Annotated in this window: 19 protein-coding genes and 1 tRNA gene; 9 read left to right on the forward strand and 11 right to left on the reverse strand. The window is 69.6% G+C overall.

Annotation, left to right across the window (positions count from 1 at the left end; translation table 11 throughout):
• Window positions 1-3: 3 nt before the first annotated feature.
• Window positions 4-465 carry a GNAT family N-acetyltransferase gene (locus tag ASC98_RS23455; RefSeq protein ID WP_056815036.1) on the reverse strand — a complete coding sequence of 154 codons (462 nt, stop codon included), beginning with the start codon at window positions 463-465 and terminating at the stop codon, window positions 4-6.
• An 80-nt stretch (window positions 466-545) separates the two neighbouring features.
• On the opposite strand from ASC98_RS23455, the gene ASC98_RS23460 reads away from it, so the two are divergent.
• Both ASC98_RS23460 and ASC98_RS30800 read left to right on the forward strand, forming a co-directional pair.
• Window positions 546-621, forward strand: a tRNA-Ala gene (locus tag ASC98_RS23460).
• A gap of 135 nt (window positions 622-756) precedes the next feature.
• Window positions 757-921 (forward strand): hypothetical protein, encoded by a 165-nt coding sequence (locus ASC98_RS30800; RefSeq protein WP_157598066.1) that lies wholly within the window; start codon window positions 757-759, stop codon window positions 919-921.
• 123 nt (window positions 922-1,044) lie between these two features.
• Here ASC98_RS30800 and ASC98_RS23465 read toward each other — a convergent pair whose 3' ends face one another.
• The 9 genes from ASC98_RS23465 to ASC98_RS23505 form a co-directional block, all read right to left on the reverse strand.
• A complete protein-coding gene (locus tag ASC98_RS23465) occupies window positions 1,045-2,271 on the reverse strand; it encodes an AGE family epimerase/isomerase (protein ID WP_056815039.1) in 1,227 nt (408 codons plus the stop codon).
• Between the two features lie 50 nt (window positions 2,272-2,321).
• On the reverse strand, window positions 2,322-3,572 hold the full coding sequence (locus ASC98_RS23470; protein WP_056815041.1) for a YbiU family protein: 1,251 nt from the start codon (window positions 3,570-3,572) through the stop codon (window positions 2,322-2,324).
• A gap of 28 nt (window positions 3,573-3,600) precedes the next feature.
• A complete protein-coding gene (locus tag ASC98_RS23475; RefSeq protein ID WP_056815043.1) occupies window positions 3,601-4,653 on the reverse strand; it encodes an ABC transporter ATP-binding protein in 1,053 nt (350 codons plus the stop codon).
• A gap of 24 nt (window positions 4,654-4,677) precedes the next feature.
• The gene (locus ASC98_RS23480; protein ID WP_056815046.1) at window positions 4,678-5,544 is read right to left on the reverse strand and encodes a carbohydrate ABC transporter permease; all 867 of its coding nucleotides are present in this window, start codon (window positions 5,542-5,544) and stop codon (window positions 4,678-4,680) included.
• Window positions 5,537-6,406, reverse strand: a complete 870-nt coding sequence (locus ASC98_RS23485; RefSeq protein ID WP_056815047.1) for a carbohydrate ABC transporter permease — start codon at window positions 6,404-6,406, stop codon at window positions 5,537-5,539. The genes ASC98_RS23480 and ASC98_RS23485 overlap by 8 nt, the downstream gene beginning before the upstream one ends.
• A gap of 21 nt (window positions 6,407-6,427) precedes the next feature.
• Entirely contained in the window at window positions 6,428-7,678 is a 1,251-nt protein-coding gene (locus tag ASC98_RS23490) for an ABC transporter substrate-binding protein (protein ID WP_056815054.1), read from the reverse strand.
• Window positions 7,679-7,804: 126 nt separating this feature from the next.
• Window positions 7,805-8,797, reverse strand: a complete 993-nt coding sequence (locus ASC98_RS23495) for a LacI family DNA-binding transcriptional regulator (protein WP_056815057.1) — start codon at window positions 8,795-8,797, stop codon at window positions 7,805-7,807.
• Entirely contained in the window at window positions 8,794-9,831 is a 1,038-nt protein-coding gene (locus tag ASC98_RS23500) for a hypothetical protein (protein WP_157598067.1), read from the reverse strand. The genes ASC98_RS23495 and ASC98_RS23500 overlap by 4 nt, the downstream gene beginning before the upstream one ends.
• 41 nt (window positions 9,832-9,872) lie before the next feature.
• A complete protein-coding gene (locus ASC98_RS23505) occupies window positions 9,873-10,547 on the reverse strand; it encodes an HAD family phosphatase (protein ID WP_056815063.1) in 675 nt (224 codons plus the stop codon).
• A gap of 142 nt (window positions 10,548-10,689) precedes the next feature.
• On the opposite strand from ASC98_RS23505, the gene ASC98_RS23510 reads away from it, so the two are divergent.
• The 5 genes from ASC98_RS23510 to ASC98_RS32185 all read left to right on the forward strand — a co-directional run bounded on the left by ASC98_RS23510 (window position 10,690) and on the right by ASC98_RS32185 (window position 15,922).
• A complete protein-coding gene (locus ASC98_RS23510; protein ID WP_056815066.1) occupies window positions 10,690-11,361 on the forward strand; it encodes a hypothetical protein in 672 nt (223 codons plus the stop codon).
• A 4-nt stretch (window positions 11,362-11,365) separates the two neighbouring features.
• On the forward strand, window positions 11,366-11,884 hold the full coding sequence (locus tag ASC98_RS23515) for a hypothetical protein (protein ID WP_056815069.1): 519 nt from the start codon (window positions 11,366-11,368) through the stop codon (window positions 11,882-11,884).
• The gene (locus ASC98_RS23520; RefSeq protein WP_056815072.1) at window positions 11,881-12,447 is read left to right on the forward strand and encodes a hypothetical protein; all 567 of its coding nucleotides are present in this window, start codon (window positions 11,881-11,883) and stop codon (window positions 12,445-12,447) included. Before ASC98_RS23515 ends, ASC98_RS23520 begins: the two co-directional genes overlap by 4 nt.
• Window positions 12,448-12,639: 192 nt before the next feature.
• The gene (locus tag ASC98_RS32180; protein WP_304433554.1) at window positions 12,640-13,734 is read left to right on the forward strand and encodes a beta/gamma crystallin-related protein; all 1,095 of its coding nucleotides are present in this window, start codon (window positions 12,640-12,642) and stop codon (window positions 13,732-13,734) included.
• A 196-nt stretch (window positions 13,735-13,930) separates the two neighbouring features.
• A complete protein-coding gene (locus ASC98_RS32185) occupies window positions 13,931-15,922 on the forward strand; it encodes a hypothetical protein (protein ID WP_200953064.1) in 1,992 nt (663 codons plus the stop codon).
• A 16-nt stretch (window positions 15,923-15,938) separates the two neighbouring features.
• On the opposite strand, the gene ASC98_RS23535 is transcribed toward ASC98_RS32185, so the two are convergent.
• A complete protein-coding gene (locus ASC98_RS23535) occupies window positions 15,939-16,598 on the reverse strand; it encodes a TetR/AcrR family transcriptional regulator (protein ID WP_056815079.1) in 660 nt (219 codons plus the stop codon).
• A gap of 96 nt (window positions 16,599-16,694) precedes the next feature.
• Between ASC98_RS23535 and ASC98_RS23540 the strand changes: the two genes are divergently transcribed.
• Window positions 16,695-17,414 carry an AraC family transcriptional regulator gene (locus ASC98_RS23540; protein ID WP_157598068.1) on the forward strand — a complete coding sequence of 240 codons (720 nt, stop codon included), beginning with the start codon at window positions 16,695-16,697 and terminating at the stop codon, window positions 17,412-17,414.
• A 137-nt stretch (window positions 17,415-17,551) separates the two neighbouring features.
• Window positions 17,552-18,883 carry an ABC transporter substrate-binding protein gene (locus ASC98_RS23545; protein ID WP_056815088.1) on the forward strand — a complete coding sequence of 444 codons (1,332 nt, stop codon included), beginning with the start codon at window positions 17,552-17,554 and terminating at the stop codon, window positions 18,881-18,883.
• Window positions 18,884-18,886 lie beyond the last annotated feature (3 nt).

Raw genomic sequence — 18,886 nt, forward strand, 5'->3', positions numbered from 1 at the left:
GGGTCAGCCGCGCAGGTCGCGCCGCATGCGCACCGCGTCCTCGACGTCTTCGTAGTAGCCGGAGACGATGCCGGTCTCGCGGAAGCCGTGGTGGCGGTAGAACGAGCGGGCCTGCGTGTTGCTGGCGCGTGCCTCGACGCGGATCACCGCGATGCCGGCGGCGCGGGTGGTGGCATCGAGCCAGGCCATCAGGCCCGAGCCGATGTGGCGGTGGCGCTGCGCCGCGGCCACGGCGAGCAGCAGCAGGTGGGCTTCCTCGTCGTCGTATTTCATGATCGCGAAGCCGTGCAGCGCGCCCTGTTCGTGGCAGACGATCACGTTGGTGCTGCGGTCGCGCAGGCTGCGGCGCACGCGCTGCGGCGTCCAGCGCCAGGGCAGGCCGTGCTCGATGGCCTCGCGCGACAGTGCGGCGATGGCGTGCGCGTCTTCGGGCAAGGCGAGTCGGATCTCGACGGGGGCGGGCATGGCGCGCAGCTTAAGCGCTCCGGCACCCTGATCCGGGCGCGCAGGCCCGCCGTTTTTTTTGATAGACTGGCGCCCTTGTTGGGGGGGTAGCTCAGCTGGGAGAGCGTCGCGTTCGCAATGCGAAGGTCGGGAGTTCGATCCTCCTCCTCTCCACCAACAAACCCTTGAAGCCCGTTGGATGTCCAACGGGCTTCTTCATTTGTGCTGTGAGCCGTATGCGGTCGGTGCCTCGTCACTGCGGAAGCCGACGAGACCACATTCGCATCATCTCGATGCGCAAGGCAGACCGACATGAACAAGTCCCCTACCGCGAAAACCTCGCCTGAGCGGCGCGCAGAAAAGCCGCTGCGCCAAGCCGACATCGACGCCGGGAAACTGGTGCTGCGCAAGCGCGACGTGATTGGCGCCGTGCTGCCCAACAAGCAGCGCGTCAACATCATTCTCGATGGGCGGTGATCGAGCACTTCAAGGCGAAGGCTGGCCACCGCGCCTGTCAAACCTTGATCAACGAGGCGTTGAAGCAGGCTATCCAGGCCGAGACGCTGGAGAGCATGGGATCCGTGAGGAGCTTCGGCGTCTTCAGCCCCCCATCCCCCTCAGCACGTCATAGCAAGCCCCCATCGTGTGGTAATCCACCTTCCCGGCCGGGCTCTTCTCGTCCGAGATCTTGCGGTTGTCGGGCGTGAGGATGCGGTACCAGGCGCCATGCTCGTGGTCGATCATGTGCGCCCAGGCGTAGCCCCACAGCTTGTCGTACCAACCCCAGTAGCCGGCGTCACCGGTGCGCAGCGCCAGCAGCGCGGCCGCGGCCAGGCTCTCGGCCTGCACCCAGAAATACTTGTCGCCGTCGCACACGCTGCCGTCCGGCGCGAAGCCGTAGACCAGCCCACCGTTCGCCGCGTCCCAGCCGCGGCGCATCGCGGTGTCGAAGAAGCGCCGCGCCGTCGGCAGCAGCCATGCCGGCCGCTGGTCGGCCGGCAGGTGGGTCTCCAGTTGCAGCAGCAGCTTGGACCATTCGGTCAGGTGCCCGGTCTGGAAACCCCACGGCCGGAAGATGTTCGTCTTGTCGTCGCGGTTGTAGTCCCAGTCCACCGACCAGTCGGCGCGGTAGTGCTCCCACACCAGCGGCCCGTCCTGCGTGTCGGCCAGCGCCGCCTGGCGCTGCGTGATCGACTCGGCCAGCGTCAGCGCGCGTTGCAGGTACTTCGCGTCCTTGGTCGCGTCGTAGGCGGCGATCATCGCCTCGCAGCTGTGCATGTTGGCGTTCTGGCCGCGGTAGCTGCCCACCTTCCACGCCGCATCAGCCTCGTCGGCATACAGCCCGCGCGCCGGCTCCCAGAAACGCTGCTCCATCAGCGCAAAGCTCGCATCGAGCCCCGCACGCGCCTCCTCCACGCCGGCCATCAGCGCATGCGCATGCGCCAGCACGACGAACGCGAGGCCGTAGCAGTGGTTGGTCGCATCCTGCACCGTGGCCTTCGTGCCGTCCCAGTCGAGCTGCCACGCATAGCCGCCATTCGGCTGCAGATGCGCCTGCTGCAAGAAGCGCAGCGCATGGCGCGTGTTGTCCTGGTAGCGCTTCTCGCCGAAGCGGCGGAACGCCATCGCCTGCGTGAACACGAAGCGCGTGCTGCTGACCAGATGCCGCGTGCGCCGGTCGTAGACGGTGCCGTCGTCCTTGTAGAAGTGGAAGAAGCCGCCGCTGTCGTCGCGGCAGCGGCCGTCGTAGAACGCGAGCGTGTGGCGGATGTGGGCGAGCAGCGGCTCGGGGCGGCGGAAATCGGGCAGGGGCGGCGTCGTTGTCATGGGAATCGTCGAAAGGAATCGATCGGCAAAAGTCGATCAGGGGAAATCGGTCAGGTCCATTCTCTCAGTCCCATCTGCATGCGGCCGAGCGGGCTCAGGTTCTCCTCGCGCGCGCGGCCGTCGAAGCCGAGCTCGTAGTCTTCCGGCGCGAAATCCGGGCTGCTGCGTCCTTCGAGGAACGCCGGCGCCTGGCGCTGCGCGAACGCGGCGTTCTTGCCGCACCACGGCGCCGCGCCGATGTAGATCACGTTGCTGTAGCCGCTGCCCGCATGCTGGTCTTCCACCGCGTGGATCACGTCGGAATGCCACCACACGGTGTCGCCCGGTTCCACCCGCGGGATCGACACCAGCCCCGCCAGCAGCGGCGCATGCCATTGCGGCGACGCGCCCAGCGCGCGCCCCGGCTGCGCGCCGCACAGGTCGCCGTCAGACACATCGGGCTGCAGCGCGCGCAGCAGCATCCACGGCGTGGTCTTCGCGATCGGCACCAGCTTCAGCGTGCCGTCGCCCGGGCCCTGGCGCGTCAACGCGGTCCAGCCCTGGAAGGTGCGGAAGGCCGAGCACACGGCCGGCGACGGGATCTCGCGCGTCGCGGTGCGGCCTTCGGCGTCGAACGGGTCGAAGGCCAGCGGGTCGCCGTCGAACACCTCGCGGTAGACGTGGCGAAAGCTCGGCTCGCACCAGCGCTCGACCGAGCCACCGTCGGAATGCGGCGAGAGCCCGAGCGTCGAATCGCCCGGCTCGCGGCGGCGGATCCGGTCGGCGTAGTTGAACTGCCGGTCCGGGTCGAAATACCGTGTGCCGTTCTTCTCGAAGGTCCACAGCCGGTTCAGCCACGCGCGCACCGCGGCCATGTCGGCATGCTGGCGCGCCTGCATCTGCGGCAGCGACCAGTACAGGCTGTAGATCTGCGGCCGGCTCGAACCGAGCGCGCTGAAGTACTTGTCCAGCCCCGCCTTCTGCGGCATGCGCTGCAGGTACTGCACCGCGTCGATGTAGCGCACGATGGCCTCGTTCCACGCGCCGACCAGGTCAGGGTCGAACACCCGGCGCACCACCACGCAGCCGCGCCGCTTGATGTGCGCCCGCTGCGCCGGCGTCACGCGGCCGGCGGCCACGTCCTTGAACAGCAGTTCGGGCACCGCGCCGCCCTGCGCCTGCTCGGCGCGGATCGTGGCCACCTCGGCCTCCAGCGCATCGCTCAACCGCGCGAAGCGGCCGGGCAGGTCGCGCACGTCGCGGCGCAGTTGCTGTTGCGATGCCCGCACCGCGGCGGGCACGTCGTTCATCCAGGCTTCCATCGCACCACCTCCCGGCTCGTTCGAGCCATCAGTTCAGACGCTCGCCCGTCTCGGACGCAAACACGTGCAGCGACTGCGGCGGCACATGCACCCGCACGGCCGCCCCGGGTACCACGTTCGGCAGGCCACTCATGCGCACCGTGATCTCGGTGTGGCCGAGATCGACCAGCGCATAGGTCTCCGGTCCGGTCGGCTCCACCAGCGAGATTTTTCCGGCGAGCTGGCCGTCGTCGCGCAGGCTCATGTCTTCCGGCCGCACGCCGACGGTCACCTTGCCGGCCGGTCCGTTCGCGAGTTCGCCGATCGCGGTCCCATCAGGCAAACGCAGCAGGCCCGCGGCATCGCGCGTCGCATCGAACAGGTTGATCGATGGCGAGCCGATGAAGGTCGCGACGAAGCGGTTGGCCGGCCGCGTGTAGATCTCGAGCGGCGTTGCCAGCTGCTGGATGCGCCCGGCGTCGAGCACCGCGATGCGCGTGCCCAGCGTCATCGCCTCGACCTGGTCGTGCGTCACGTAGATGGTGGTGACGCCGGTGCGCATGTGCAGCCGCTTGATCTCGGCGCGCATGTCCACGCGCAGCTTCGCGTCGAGGTTCGACAGCGGCTCGTCGAACAGAAAGAGCTGCGGATGTCGCGCCAGCGCCCGCCCGATCGCGACGCGCTGGCGCTGGCCGCCCGACAGCTGGCGCGGCTTGCGTTGCAGCAGTGGGGTGATCTGCAGCATCGCGGCCACGTCCTGCACGGTCTTCTCGCGCTCGCTTCTGGAAACGCCGCGCATCTCCAGCGGGAACGCGATGTTCGCCGCCACCGTCATGTTCGGGTACAGCGCGTACGACTGGAACACCATCGCGATGTTGCGGTCGGCCGGGCCGGCGGCGGTGATGTCCTGGCCGCCCAGCACGATGCGCCCGCCGCTCGGCTCCTCCAGCCCGGCGATCAGGTTCATCAGCGTGCTCTTGCCGCAGCCCGACGGGCCGACGAGCACCAGGAACTCGCCGTCGGGCAGCTGGATGTCGATCTCGTGCAGCACGCGGGTCGCGCCGAACAGCTTGTGGAGGCCTTGCAGGGCGAGTTCTGCCATGGTGTGTGTCGGAAACTGCGGAGATCAGCCCTTGACCGAGCCGGCCATCAGGCCGCGGACGAAGTACTTGCCGGAGACGATGTAGACCAGCAGCGTCGGCGCGCCGGCGATGAACGCCGCCGCGAAGTGCACGTTGTATTCCTTGACGCCGGTGCTCGAATTCACCAGGTTGTTCAGCGCCACCGTGATCGGGAAGCTGCTGTAGTCGCTGAACGACGCGCCGAACAGGAAGTCGTTCCAGACGTTGGTGAACTGCCAGATCACCGAGACCACGATGATCGGCACGCTGTTGGGCAGCAGCAGCCGGAAGAACAGCCGGAAGAAGCGCGCGCCGTCCATGCGCGCCGAGCGCACCAGCTCGGGCGGGAAGGCCGCGTAGTAGTTGCGGAAGAAGAGGGTGGTGAAGCCGATGCCGTACACCACGTGCACCAGCACCAGCCCCGGCACCGTGCCGGCCAGGTGCAGCAGCCCGAGCGTGCGCGCCATCGGGATCAGCACGATCTGGAACGGGATGAACACCGAGAACATCAGCATCGCGAACACCAGGTGCGCGCCGCGGAAGCGGAACTGCGTCAGCACGTAGCCGTTGAAGGCGCCGATGCCGGTGGAGATCAGCACCGCCGGCAGCGTCATCAGGAAGCTGTTGACGAAGTAGGGCTTCAGCCCGGTGGCCTGCACGCCGATCTGCGCGAGGCTCCAGGCGTCGTGCCATGGCTGCAGCGTGAACGCGTCGGGCCAGGCCATCAGGTCGCCGCCGCGGATCTCGTCGAGCGGCTTCACCGAGTTGACCAGCATCACGTACAGCGGCATCAGGAACAGCAGCGCCGCATAGCCGAGCACGCCGTACAGCACCACACGCGGCAACACGGACTTCAGCGAGCGCTCAGCCATGCGCGTCTTCCCCGCGCGTCTCGCGCAGGATGTAGGGGATCACGACGATCGCGATGGCAATGAGCATCAGCACCGCGCTGGCCGCGCCGACCGCCATCTCGTTGCGCGTGAAGGTGTATTGGTACATGAAGAGCGACGGCAGCCAGCTGGCGCGCCCCGGTCCGCCATTGGTCAGCGCGATCAACAGGTCGTACGATTTGATCGCCATGTGCGCGAGGATCACGAAGGCCGAGATGAAGCTCGCACCCAGCTGCGGCAGGATCACGCGCTGGTAGATGCGCCAGGTGCGCGCGCCGTCGAGCCGCGCGGCGTTCACCACCTCGGTGTCGACGCCGCGCAGCCCGGCCAGGAACAGCGCCATCACGAAGCCGGAGGTCTGCCACACCGCGGCGATCACGATGCAGTAGATCGCGAGGTCGCTGTCCTTGACCCAGCCGAACGCGAAGCCGGTCCAGCCGATCGCGTGCATCGAGCGTTCGAGCCCGATGCCAGGGTCCATCAGCCACTTCCAGGCGGTGCCGGTGACGATGAACGACAGCGCCATCGGGTACAGGAAGATCGAGCGGAAGCCCGCCTCGGCACGCACCTTCTGGTCGATCAGCACCGCGAGCAGCAGCCCCAGCACGCCGCAGCCGAGGATGTACAGCGTCGCGAAGATGCCGAGGTTCTTCACCGACAGCACCCAGTTGTTCAGCCCGACGAGGCGCACATACGCCTCAGGGCCGGACAGCGTCGTCACCGGCACCATCGTCGATGCGGTGAACGACAGCCACGCGGTGAACGCGATGTAGCCGTAGACGCAGACGCCGATCAGCAGCACGCTCGGCGACAGCACCGCCTTCGCGATCAGGGGAGCCTTCATCGGCAGTCGGTGCCCGGCGGATCAGTTGTCGACCGCGGCGACCATCTCCTTGACGGCGGCCTTGCTGTCGATCTGGCCATTGAAGTGGCGCGTGATCACGTCGTAGAACGCGTTCTTGATGCCGGCCGGCACGGCATGGCCGTGCGCCATCGAGCCGACCAGCGCGCCCTTGCCGCTGGCTTCGGCCAGGTCCTTGATGCCCTTCTTGCCGCAGTCGTCGAACGCCGCGTCGGAGACGTCGGTGCGCGCCGGCACCGAGCCCTTGACGACGTTGAAGGCCGACTGGAACGCCGGGTCCATCACCGCGCTGGCCATCTTGGCCTGCGCCGCGGCCTTGTCGCCGCCGACCTTGAACATCGCGAACTGGTCGGAGTTGAACGACACCATGCCCTGCGTGCCGGGGAAGCGCATGCAGATGAAGTCGACGCCCGGCTTCTTCTTCGCCGCGACGAACTCGCCCTTGGCCCAGTCGCCCATCATCTGGAAGCCGGCCTTGCCGCTGATGACCATCGCCGATGCGAGGTTCCAGTCGCGGTTGGAGAAGTCCTTGTCGACCAGCTTGCGCAGCTGGCCCATGCGGTCGAAGGCCTGCAGCATCGTCGGCGAGCCGAGCGCGGCCTTGTCCTTCTGGATGAAGACCTTCTTGTAGAAGTCGATGCCGCCGGTGCTCAGCACCACGCTGTCGAACAGCGTCGCGTCCTGCCACGGCTGGCCGCCGTGCGCGAGCGCGACGAAGCCGGCCTTCTGCACCTTCTCGGCGGCGGCGATGAATTCGTCGAAGCTGGTCGGCATCGCGGTGACGCCGGCCTTGTCCAGCACCGACTTGTTGGCCCAGACCCAGTTGGTCGAGTGCACGTTGACCGGCGCGGCGATCCACTTGCCGTCGTACTTCGAGAACGCCTGCAGCGCGCCCGGCACGACCTTGTCCCAGCCTTCCTTCGCGGCGACCGCGTTCAGGTCGGCCAGCACACCCTGCTTGGCCCAGTCCTGGATGTCGAAGCCGAGCAGCTGCACCGCGGTCGGCGGGTTGCCGGCCGTCACGCGGGCGCGCACCGCGGTCATCGCGGCCTCGCCGCCGCCGCCGGCCACCGGCATGTCGTTCCACTTGACGCCCTGCTTCTCGAGGTTGCCCTTCAGCACGTTCAGCGCCGCGGCCTCGCCGCCGGAGGTCCACCAGTGCAGCACCTCCACGCTTTGCTGTGCGGCCGCGCCGGCGCTCAGCGCGAGCCCGCAGGCCGTGACGATCAGGGTCTTCAGATGGCGTCGTGTCATGGGTTTGTCTCCTGCTTGTAGGGGCGTGACGTCGAGGTCACGCCGATCAGGATAGGCCGCCGCAGGCAACGTTCTGACGGGGGATTCCCGCGCAAGAGTCAGCGCAGATCGCGAAACAAGCGCTGTTTAGCGCGGCGAGCCGGAGCTTTCCCTCAGCACCAGTTCGACCGGCTGGACGATGTCCTGCGGCATCGAGTCCCCCTGCATCACCATCTCGACGCCGGTGCGGCCGAGCGCCTCCTTGTCGACGCGCATCGTCGTCAGCCCCATCGTGCCGTAGGCCGCGGCGGCGATGTCGTCGAAGCCGACGAAGGCGATGTCCTGCGGCACGCGCAGCCCGGCCGCCTGGCAGACGCGGATCGCCGCCAGCGCCGCCATGTCGTTGTAGGCGAACACGGCATCCGGGCGCGGGCGCAGCTTCAGCAGCTCGCGCATCGCGGCCTCGGCGCCGGCGGAGGTGTCGAGGCCGGGCGGCGCGACCACTTCGAGGTCGGGATCGGCCAGCACGCCGGCCTCGAACAGCGCGCGCCGGTAGCCGCGCTCGCGCTCGCGGATGCTGAAGTGGGCCAGCGAGCCGGCCAGGTAGGCGATGCGCCGGTAGCCCTGCGCCAGCAGGTGCTGCGTCGCGAGGTAGCCGCCCTGCGCGTTGTCGGGGTTCACCGCGCGGCAGCCGGGCATCCAGAAATCGACCAGCGCCAGCGGCAGGTCCATCGCGCGCAGCAGGTCGACGACCTCGGCCTCGAAGTAGCCGGCGGCCATCAGCGCATCGGGTTCGTGCAGGCGCAGCAGCTGGCGCACCGGATCGGCAGGGCCGGTGCTGAGCACGGTGGGCACCACGCCGAACTCGCGGCAGGCCTCTTCGACGCCGTGCATCACCTGCGAGAAGAACGGGTTCAGCGAGAAGCTGCTGTGGTGGCGGTGCACCATGAACAGCAGCCGCCGCGCCTTGGCCGAGCGCAGCCGGCCGGGGTCGTAGCCGAGGTTGCGCGCGACCTCGCGCACCTGGCGGCGGGTTTCGTCGGAGAGGCCGCGCTGGTTCTTCAGCGCGCGCGAGACGGTGCCGATCGAGACGCCGGCCGCCTCGGCGATGTCGCGAATGGTCACGCCATCAGTGCTCATGGCGTCAGCGGCCGCGCCGACAGGCGATAGCGGATCACGCATGCCGCATCCGGATGCAGCGCGATGCCGTCGCGTGCCGCGAGCGGGTGATCGGCCGGCGGGCGGCCGATGCGGCCCAGGTCCCAGGCGCCGTTCACCGGCTCGACGCCGAGCGCGAGGTGCCGGCCACTCCACGGCGGCGCGAGGCGGCCGCGCTGGCTCACCCACAGCATCAGGTCGGGCAGCAGCGCGCGGTCCCAGTCGAGTGTCAGCGACCAGCCGGCGTCGAGGTAGCGGGCGCTGACCGGGCCGACGATGTCCATCAGCTGCAGCAGGTCTTCGCCATCGGCCGGCTGCGGGAATTGCGTGAAGTCGCCCGGCGTGTCATCGCTTGCGGCGTCCGCCAGCGGCACCGCGTCGAGGCGCTCGAAGCGGGCACCGGGCATGAGCCGCGAACGGCCGGGCTCGGTCGGCATCGGGTAGGCGAAGCCCGCGCCATCGTGCTGCACGTCGAGCGCCACGCGGCCGAGGTCCAGCCGCAGCGTCGGGTGCAGCGCGACCGGCAACCGGCAGGGCTTGCGCGCGTCGATCTGCAGCTCGATCTCCAGCGCCGGCGCGTCGGCCACCGCACGCACGCGGCGGGTCAGGCGCTGCACCGGGTGCCCGGGCGGCATCTCGATGCGCAATGCCAGCGTCAACGGGTCCGAGGGCAGCCAGTGCCAGCGGTGGTGCGAGGCGTAGCCGTGCGCCCAGTCGTCGGCGGGTTGGCGGGCCTGCCAATTGGCGGGCAGCCCGTCGGGCCGGTCGCAGCGCCCGAACGGCACGCACGGCCATTCGCCGCGCAGCCGGCCCAGCAGGCCGGGCCATTGCTGGTGCGCCTGCGGATCGTCGGCCCACGGCGCGACGTGCAGCGGCGAAAAATCCGCCCGCCCGGCCGCGCGAAAGTGCACCGGCGCCAGCATCCCGCCAAAGGCGTGCAGCGCCGCGTCGCCATGCGCCCAGTGCAGCCGGCGGGCATCGTCTTCGGGAAGAAAATGGGAGGGCGTTGGGGCCACGATCGGGCCAGTGTAGAAACCCGTCGTTGTTTAGTAAACGTCTAAAGCCCGGGCAGGGTGTTCCTGGGGGCGGTCGGGAACCAGTCGTCGAGGTGCTGCAGCGCGTCGACGAGCGATGCCAGTTGCCGCAGCGAGCTGGCGGCATCGGGCGTCTTCAGGTCGGGCACGGTGACGACCTGCAGGCCGGCGGCGCGCGCGGCGGCGCTGCCATGGTCGCTGTCCTCGAACGCGAGGGCGCTGAGCGGGTCGATGCCGGCGCGCTGCGCCGCGAGTCGGTACACGGCCGGGTCGGGCTTGCCGCGCGGCACCTCGTCACCGCCGGCCACCGCGCGGAAGAAGCCGTCGATGCCGGCCACCGCAAGGCGGCGGCGCACCTCGGCGACGTGGGTCGACGAAGCGACCGCGCACGGCACGCCGCGCTGGCGAAGCGCCTGCAGCACCACCATCGCGCCGGGCTTCAGCGCGAACACCACGCCGGCCTCGGGCGCGAGCCGCCGTGCCGCATCGCGCTGCACGCGCTCGTAGTCGTGCGTGCTGCCGAGCAGTGCGGTAAGCCGCGCGGTCGCTTCGGCGTGTGCGAGCCCGATCACGCCGATGTAGTCGGCCTCGTGCAGCAGCACGTCGAGCGCGCGCGCCGAATCGAGCCACGCCTGCATGATGGTGCGTTCGGAATCGAGCAGCAGCCCGTCCATGTCGAAGATGGCAGCGGTGAACATGGGCGCGATTGTGTCGCGTGGTGGGTCACAATCGCCGCGCCGATGTGCCTGCCTTTCCATCGATTCGACGAATGAGTTCCACAGCCGTCCAGTTCCATGCGCGGCAGGGACACGTCCGCCACGACTTCCGCGCGCCGCCCCCATGACGACGACCGTCCTGCTGCCCACCTGCCTGGCCGGCCTCCGTCCGGAAGCGTTCAGCCTGATCGAGGCGGACCCGGCCGACGTCATCGCGCTGTGCCGCTCGCTGTGGGAGGCCGCCGTGCGTGACGGCTGGGTCGCATGGCACCAGCTGCCCTGCCGCTTCGACATGTCGGCGGTGGACCGCTACGCGGGCCGGGTGCAGTTCGGCGTGCTCGCGTCCTCCGCCAGCCGGCCCGGACAGACCTGCCTGTGGAGCGCCGAGGCCGATCGCGCCGACGGCCTGCTGACGATGATCGCGATCCGCCTGCGGTGTCGGGTGATCAGCACCGCGCTCTGTCACGACTGGCAGGACGCCGATGCCGTCGGCGAACTGGTGGTGCGGCAAGGCGCTGCGGCGACGCGCCCGCGCATCGTCCGGGTCATGCGCAACGACCACGGCCGACTCGACTACTTCGAGGCGGGCGAGCCGCTGGATTTCGAGCAACCGGCGCACTACGCGAAGCGCCTGTTGAAGCATCGCGTCAGCGAAGACGTGCTGATGTCGTACTGGCACGAACTCGGCGTCGATGTGGCGGCGGAGCGGGCCGACTGGTCCGGGCGGGGCGGCATCGCCTACGTGCGGGCCAACAGCGTTCCGATCGCGGCCGGCGCCGCATTGCAGGCGGCATGACCCGATGGACAAGACGCGACTCGATCGACTGACCCTGGCGCAGGTGGCGCAGCACCCGCTGTGGAAATTCGTGCCCGCGCCGAAGCCGGACCGCGTCGCCTGGGTTGCTCCTGACGCAGCGTGTCGGCCCGCGACGCTGAAGAACCGCGTGGTGGCCACCGAACTGCAGCTCGCCGATGGCACCCGGCTGGGCGCGCTGCTCGAGAACATCGACGTGGACCTGCCCGAGTTCACGCGGCATTGGCTGGTGGTGCACCTGCGTGTCGACGCGCGCTGGTGGCGGCTTGCGCGCTATCACGATGCCGATGCGGCGAAGCGGTCACCCCAGGTGCTGGCCGAACGGCTGCGCAAGCCGGTCAATGCAGTGTTCCCGATGCGCTATGACGTGAGTGCGGTGTGTGCCACCGATTCGCTGGCGCTTGCGGGCGTGATCGAGGCTGAGCCGCCGGTGCGCCTGAAGCGCGCCGAGATCATCCGGATGGCCGTGCCGGTGCGCACGCCGAAGCCCCGCACCGACCCATGACGCAGATCCGCCACTTCGTGCTCTGGGGTGCCGACAACGATGGCTACTGGACGCCGGACCTGAAGAACGACGCGCTGTGCTGCCCGCTGTGCAGCTGCAAGCTCAGTCGCGCGATCGAGAACCCGGGTTTCCGGTTGAAGAAGCGGCACTATGACTTGTCGGCGACCTACGACGGCTTCACGGTGGCCTCCGCGAAATTCTTGGCGCTGCTGGAGGCGGTGGCGCCGGATTCGTTCGACGCTACCGAGCTGCACGCCAACCTGCGCGATGGCGTGCGCCATTGGAAGCTCGAATTCAAGAGGATGCTGCCGCTCGACCTCGCTCGCGCGCGGCCTGTGTTCGGCCCGCGCTGCGACCGCTGCGGCCGCCACACGCATGTGAGCGGTGCCATCGACTACTTCGTCGAAGGCGACGCCGTGCCGCAGCAGGGCCTGTTCCGCACCGACCTCGAGTTCGGCAGTGGTTTCGAGCAAGGCCCGATCCTCCTCGCCGGCGTGCAGACCGCGCAGCGCCTGGCGCAGGCCGGCCTGAAGGGCCTGACGCTCGACCCGGTGGCTGCCTGACGCGACAACGCGCACAAGAATGATGACGTTGCATGTCGCGACCTGGTGTTCGTCGGCGAGTAACGCGGCGGAGTGCGTGTCAGGATGTAAAGCCGTGTGATCGGGCCCTGCGTGGGTCGTCGGATGTCGCGCCAGGCGCGTTGTGAGCAGCACTTGCCGACCACCAAGGACGAAATCTCCATGAAAGCAGTCTTGAGGCTCCTCTTCGCACTGTGTGCGCTCGCCGGTGCCGGCGCCGCGTCGGCCGAGGCCACCTTCTACGAACACGACAACTTCGGCGGCCGCAGCTTCGCCGCCCGCGACCCGCTGCCCGACTTCACCCAGTTCGGCTTCAACGACCGCGTCTCGTCCGTCGTCGTGCGCGGCGAGCCGTGGGAGGTCTGCGAGCACGTCGGGTTCGGTGGCCAGTGCTTCATCCTGCGGCCTGGCAGCTATGCGTCGCTCGGCACGATGCGCATGAACGACAAGCTGTCGTCGGCACGCCCGCTCGAACGCGACCGCCGCCATGACGAAGGCCGCTATGCGCCGCCGCCGATGGACGGGCAGATCACCTTCTTCGAACACGAGGGCTTCCAGGGCCGCGCCTTCAGCACCGAGCGCGACGTCGTCAACTTCGACCGCTTCGGCTTCAACGATCGCGCGTCGTCGGTGATCGTGCTCGGCGAGCGCTGGGAAGCCTGCGAGCATGCCGACTTCAGCGGCCGCTGCGTGATCCTGCGCCCGGGCCGCTACCCCGACCTGCGCTCGATGGGGCTGAACGACCGGCTGTCGTCGGTGCGCGCGCTGCACCCGGCGGCCCGCTACGACGAAGGCCGCTACGCGCCGCCGCCGGCGCCCGTCTACGACTGGCGCCGTCGCCCGCAGGAACGCATCTTCGAGGTGCCGGTGACCGCGGTGCACGCGGTCTATGCGGCGCCGACGCAGCGCTGCTGGATCGAGCGCGAGCAGGTCGTGAAGAACGAGCGCGGCGACCCGAACGTCGGCGGCGCGGTGATCGGCGGGATCGTCGGCGGCATCCTCGGCCACCAGGTCGGCAGCGGCTCGGGCCGCGACATCGCGACCGTCGGCGGCGCGGTGGCCGGTGCGGTGATCGGCGCCAACGTCGGCCGCGACGGCCGCAGCGTGTCGACGCAGGACGTGCAGCGCTGCGCCGCCGTGCCGGCCCAAGGCCGCCCCGAATACTGGGACGTGGCCTACCAGTTCCGCGGCGTCGAGCACCACGTGCAGATGACCGCGCCGCCGGGCCGCACCGTGGTCGTCAACGACAACGGCGAGCCGCGCCTGTGAACGTCCGCAGGTAATGGCTGCTTACACGATGGACGCACAGCGCGCGCGTCCATCGTGCTGCGGCATGCGATCCATCGCGCACCGCGGGTGACGATGCAGGAATCGTCAGATCTTCTGCGGCAGCACGGGTCGTGACAAAGGCACGCTTTCTGCGTCATGGAACGGACACCGTTCCGTGTAACAGGAAGAGAGCGCCATGCAGCCCGACGATTTCACCCACCCGCGCACCGCGTCGCGTGCCGCGCTTCTTGCGGCGATGTTCGCCTCGGCGATGGCCGTGGCGGCCTGCGGTGGCGGCAACGACGACGCGCCGGCCGGCAGCCCGCCGAGTTCGTCGGCGCCTTCTCCCGCGCCGGCACCTGCGCCGAGCCCGGCCCCAGCGCCTGCACCGAGCCCTTCGCCGGCGCCTGCGCCGAGTCCTTCGCCCGCACCGGCGCCCGCGCCGAGCCCGGCACCCAGCCCTGCGCCTGCGCCCGCCCCGGCACCCGCGCCCGCACCCGCACCCGCACCCGCGCCCGCACCGGGCCCGGTGCCCGACACCGGCGCGACGCCCGACCTCGGCCCGAACGTGCTGGTGTTCGACCCGTCGACGCCGCAGGCCACGCTGCAGGCCAAGGTCGATGCGGTCTTCGCGACGCAGCAGACCAACCAGTTCGGCACCGAGCGCTATGCCCTCGCGTTCAAGCCGGGCACCTACAAGGTCAACGTCAACGTCGGCTTCTACACGCAGGTGCTGGGCCTCGGCGCGTCGCCGGACGATGTGACGATCAACGGCCGCACGCAGGTCGATGCCGCGTGGTTCAACGGCAATGCGACGCAGAACTTCTGGCGCAGCGCCGAGAACCTGTCGGTGGCGCCGCAGAACGGCGAATCGCTGCTGTGGGCGGTCGCGCAGGCCGCGCCGTTCCGCCGCATGCACGTGAAGGGCAGCATGACGCTCGATCCGGGCGGCGGCTGGTCCAGCGGCGGCTTCATCGCCGACAGCAAGATCGACGGCAACACCGGCTCGGGCAGCCAGCAGCAATGGATCTCGCGCAACGCGTCGTTCGGCAGCTGGAGCGGCGGCGTGTGGAACATGGTGTTCGTCGGCAGCGACGGCGCGCCCCCCGGCAACGCCTGGCCCGGCACGCCGCACACCACCGTGGCGCAGACGCCGTCGGTGCGCGAGAAACCGTTCCTGACGGTCGGCAGCGACGGCCGCTACGCCGTCGTCGTGCCGGCGGTGCGCAGCAACAGCCACGGCGTCAGCTGGTTGAACAACAACGCGCCGGCGAGCCAGACGATTTCGATCGCCGACTTCTTCGTCGCGAAGCCGGCCGACAGCACTGCCACGCTGAACGCCGCGCTGGCCGGCGGCAAGCACCTGCTGTTCACGCCGGGCGTGTACCACCTGAAGGAGACGCTGAAGGTCACGAAGGCGAACACCGTGGTGCTGGGGCTGGGCCTCGCGACGCTGATCCCGGATGGCGGAGTGACTGCGATGCAGGTGGCCGACGTCGACGGCGTGAAGGTCGCCGGCTTGCTGTTCGATGCCGGCACGACGAGCTCGCCGTCGCTGCTGGAAGTGGGCACGACGAACGGCACAGCCGACCACTCGGCCAACCCAAGCTCGCTGCACGACCTGTTCTTCCGCGTCGGCGGTGCCGGGCCGGGCAAGGCCGACACCAGCCTGGTGATCAACAGCCGCCAGGTGCTGGGCGACCACTTCTGGGTCTGGCGCGCCGACCACGGCTCGGGCGTGGGCTGGACGGTCAACACGACGCGCAATGGCGTGGTCGTCAACGGTGCCGACGTGACGCTGTACGGGCTGTTCGTCGAACACTTCCACGAGTACCAGACGGTGTGGAACGGCAACGGCGGCAAGCTCTACTTCTACCAGAGCGAGATCCCGTACGACGTGCCGAACCAGGCGTCGTGGATGAACGGCGCAGCCAACGGCTACGCGTCGTACAAGCTGGGCAGCCAGGTGACGAGCCACCTGGCGACCGGGCTCGGCATCTACTGCTTCTTCCAGGACAACCCGCAGGTCAAGCTGGGCAGCGCGATCGAGGCGCCGGTGGCCGCCGGCGTGCAGTTCACGCGCATGGCGACGGTGTCGCTGGGCGGAAAGGGCGAGATCACGCACGTGATCAACGGGCGTGGCGACACGGTGAAGGACGGGGCGAACAACGCGTACCTGGCGCAGTAGCGAGCGACCCTCGGGTTCAACGGCGACGCCGTGGCGGTGGCGCCGCCGCGCCGTGGAAGCAGAAATCCACCAGCGGCCCGATCAGCGCCGACGCATCGACCCGGCGCCCGCGCCGGCTCTCGCCCGGCGCGCGTGCCGCCTGGGCCGCCATGCCCAGCGGGTGCAACAGCGATTCGGTGATGCTGCCGAACACGCAGGCCGCCGCGATGCGGGTGTCGGCCACGCGCAGTTCGCCGCTCGCCTGGCCCTCGTCGAGCAGCTTCTGGAACAGCGCGATGAATTCGGCGTGGAACTGCAGCCGCAACTGCTCGACCTCGGCGTCGGTCGGCTCCAGCACGAGCGCGTACGAGAGCCGTCCGCCGTTCAGCGCCCGCTGCGCGAAGCTGCCGATCGCGGCCGCGAGGCGTTCGCGCGCCGTGCCCGGCTGCGCGACGATGGCGGTCGTGATCGCCAGCTCGTTGTCCGCCTGCGCGCAGTAGAGCTCCAGCAGCAGCTGCGTCTTCGACGGGAAATGCAGGTACAGCGACCCCGTCGACAAGCCCGCCAGCGCGGCGACGGCCGACATCTGCACGTCGCGCCAGCCGCCTTGCGACAGCAGCGTCAGGCCGGCCTCGATGAAGCGGTCGCGGGCCTCGGCACGCTTGCTCTCGACGTAGGGGGTGCGCTGATACGCCATGCGGGTTGATCAACCGGGTCGGGTCGCCTAAGCTATGAATCCGGATTCATGACATGAACTCGGGTTCAATATTCAACCGGCGCCGCGCTGCTGTCAATGAGTCCCGTCCCGCCCCCCGCTTCGATCTCGATGCTGAGCTCGTGCACCGCCGACGGCACGCTGCCGGCCAGCGACCATTTCCAGGTCGTCTTCGGCCTGCAGGGCCGCCTGGAGCTGGTGCTGAAGGGCCGCCGCCATGCGGTGCAGGCCGGCCGCGTGCTGGTGATCCCGCCCGGCGAGCAGCGCCGCTGCACGGTGCGCGCCGGCGCAGCCTGCCTGGTGCTGCGCTCCGGCGAGGCCGCGCACCGCGCGGCACTCGCGCCGCTGGCCGGGCAGCTGCGCTCGGTGCATGCGTCGACCGCGCACCTGATGCGCTACCTCGCGAGCCGCCGGCATGCCGATGACGCCGCCTCGCAGGCGGCGACCATCGAGTTGCTGGTCGCGAGCCTGGCCGCCAGCCTGCCGCTCGGCGGGCCGCGGCTGCGCCGGAGCATCGACTGGGAAGCGCTCGACCGCTGGGTCGACGAGCGCCTCGATGAGCCGCTGGCGGTGGCCGACCTCGCGGCGCAGGTCCACCTGAGTGCGCCGCAGTTCGCGCTGCGCTGCCGCGCCGAACTCGGCGTCAGCCCGATGGCGCTGGTGCGGCGGCGCCGGCTCGCGGCGGCCCGGCGTTGCATCGATGCCGGCATGCCGGTCTACCAGGCCGCGCTGGAGTGCGGCTACCAGTCGCCGTCGGCGCTGACCGCGGCGCTGCGCCGCGAGCCGTTGGCGGCCTGAGAGCCTCTGACGCGAACATTTGCAACATCGCTGCGCGACGAAGCAACGTCGCCGCGCGACGAGCCCGCGAGGGGTCTCCTCCTACGCTGTGCGACATGTCCCGACCGGGGCATGCCAACCGCCTTGAGGACCCCTCGATGAACACCTTGCTGAAGAGACTGATGACCACCGTCGCCGCTGCCGTTGCCGCCTGTGCCGCGGTGCCCGGCCATGCCGCGATCCCGAACGAACAGTTCTTTCCGGTGCTGGTGTTCCGCACCGGCGCCTATGCGCCGAACGGCGTGCCGTGGGCGAACGGCTTCGTCGACTACCTGAACCTCGTCAACGAGCGCGACGGCGGCATCGGCGGCGTGAAGATCACCTACGAGGAATGCGAGACCGGCTACTCCACCGACCGCGGCGTCGAATGCTACGAGCGCCTGAAGGGCAAGGGCCCGACCGGTGCGACCAGCTTCAACCCGCTGTCCACCGGCATCACCTTCGCGCTCGGCGACAAGGTGGCCGCCGACAAGATCCCGTTGATCACGATGGGCTACGGCCGCTCGGAGTCGACCGACGGCAGCGTGTTCAAGTGGAATTTCCCGCTGCTCGGCACCTACTGGGACGCGGCCGACATGCTGGTGCAGCACGTCGCCGAGCGCGAGGGCGGCATGCCGAAGCTGCGGGGCCGCAAGATCGCGCTGCTGTACCACGACTCACCGTACGGCAAGGAGCCGATCCCGGTGCTGCAGGCCTTGTCGCACCGGCTCGGCTTCGAGTTCGTCGCGATCCCGGTGGCCCACCCCGGCATCGAGCAGAAGGCGGCCTGGCTGCAGATCCGCCAGACCCGCCCCGACCATGTGTTCATCTGGGGCTGGGGCGTGATGAACTCGACCGCGATCAACGAGGCCATCGCGGTGAACTACCCGCGCGATCGCATGTACGGCGTCTGGTGGGCGGGGGCCGAACCCGACGTGCTGCCGTCGCAGGCGGCCGCGGCCGGCTACCACGCGCTGACGCTGCAGCACAGCGCCGACCAGCGTCGCGTGCACGACGACATGCGCCGCTACGTGTACGGCCGCGGCAAGGGCGCCGGCGACGCGTCGGCGATCGGCCAGGTGCTCTACAACCGCGGGCTGCTGAATGCGCTGCTGGTGGTCGAGGCGGTGCGCACCGCGCAGGGCCGCTATGGCCGCCAGCCGCTGACCGGCGAGCAGGTGCGCTGGGGTGCCGAGCACCTGGCGATCGACGCCGGCCGCATCGGCACGCTGGGCATCGACGGCATGCTGCAGCCGCTGCACACCTCCTGCGCCGACCACGAAGGCGCGCACCGGGCCCGCATCCACAGCTGGAACGGCACGGCGTGGCACTACACCTCCGACTGGTACGAGTCCGACCGCACGCTGCTCGGCCCGATGATGGCCGTGGCCGCGAAGAAGTACGCGGCCGACAAGGGCCTGCCGGTGCGCGACTGCAACCAGGAGGGCTGAGCG

The organism is Rhizobacter sp. Root1238 (genome assembly GCF_001425825.1).
Lineage (GTDB): Bacteria > Pseudomonadota > Gammaproteobacteria > Burkholderiales > Burkholderiaceae_C > Rhizobacter.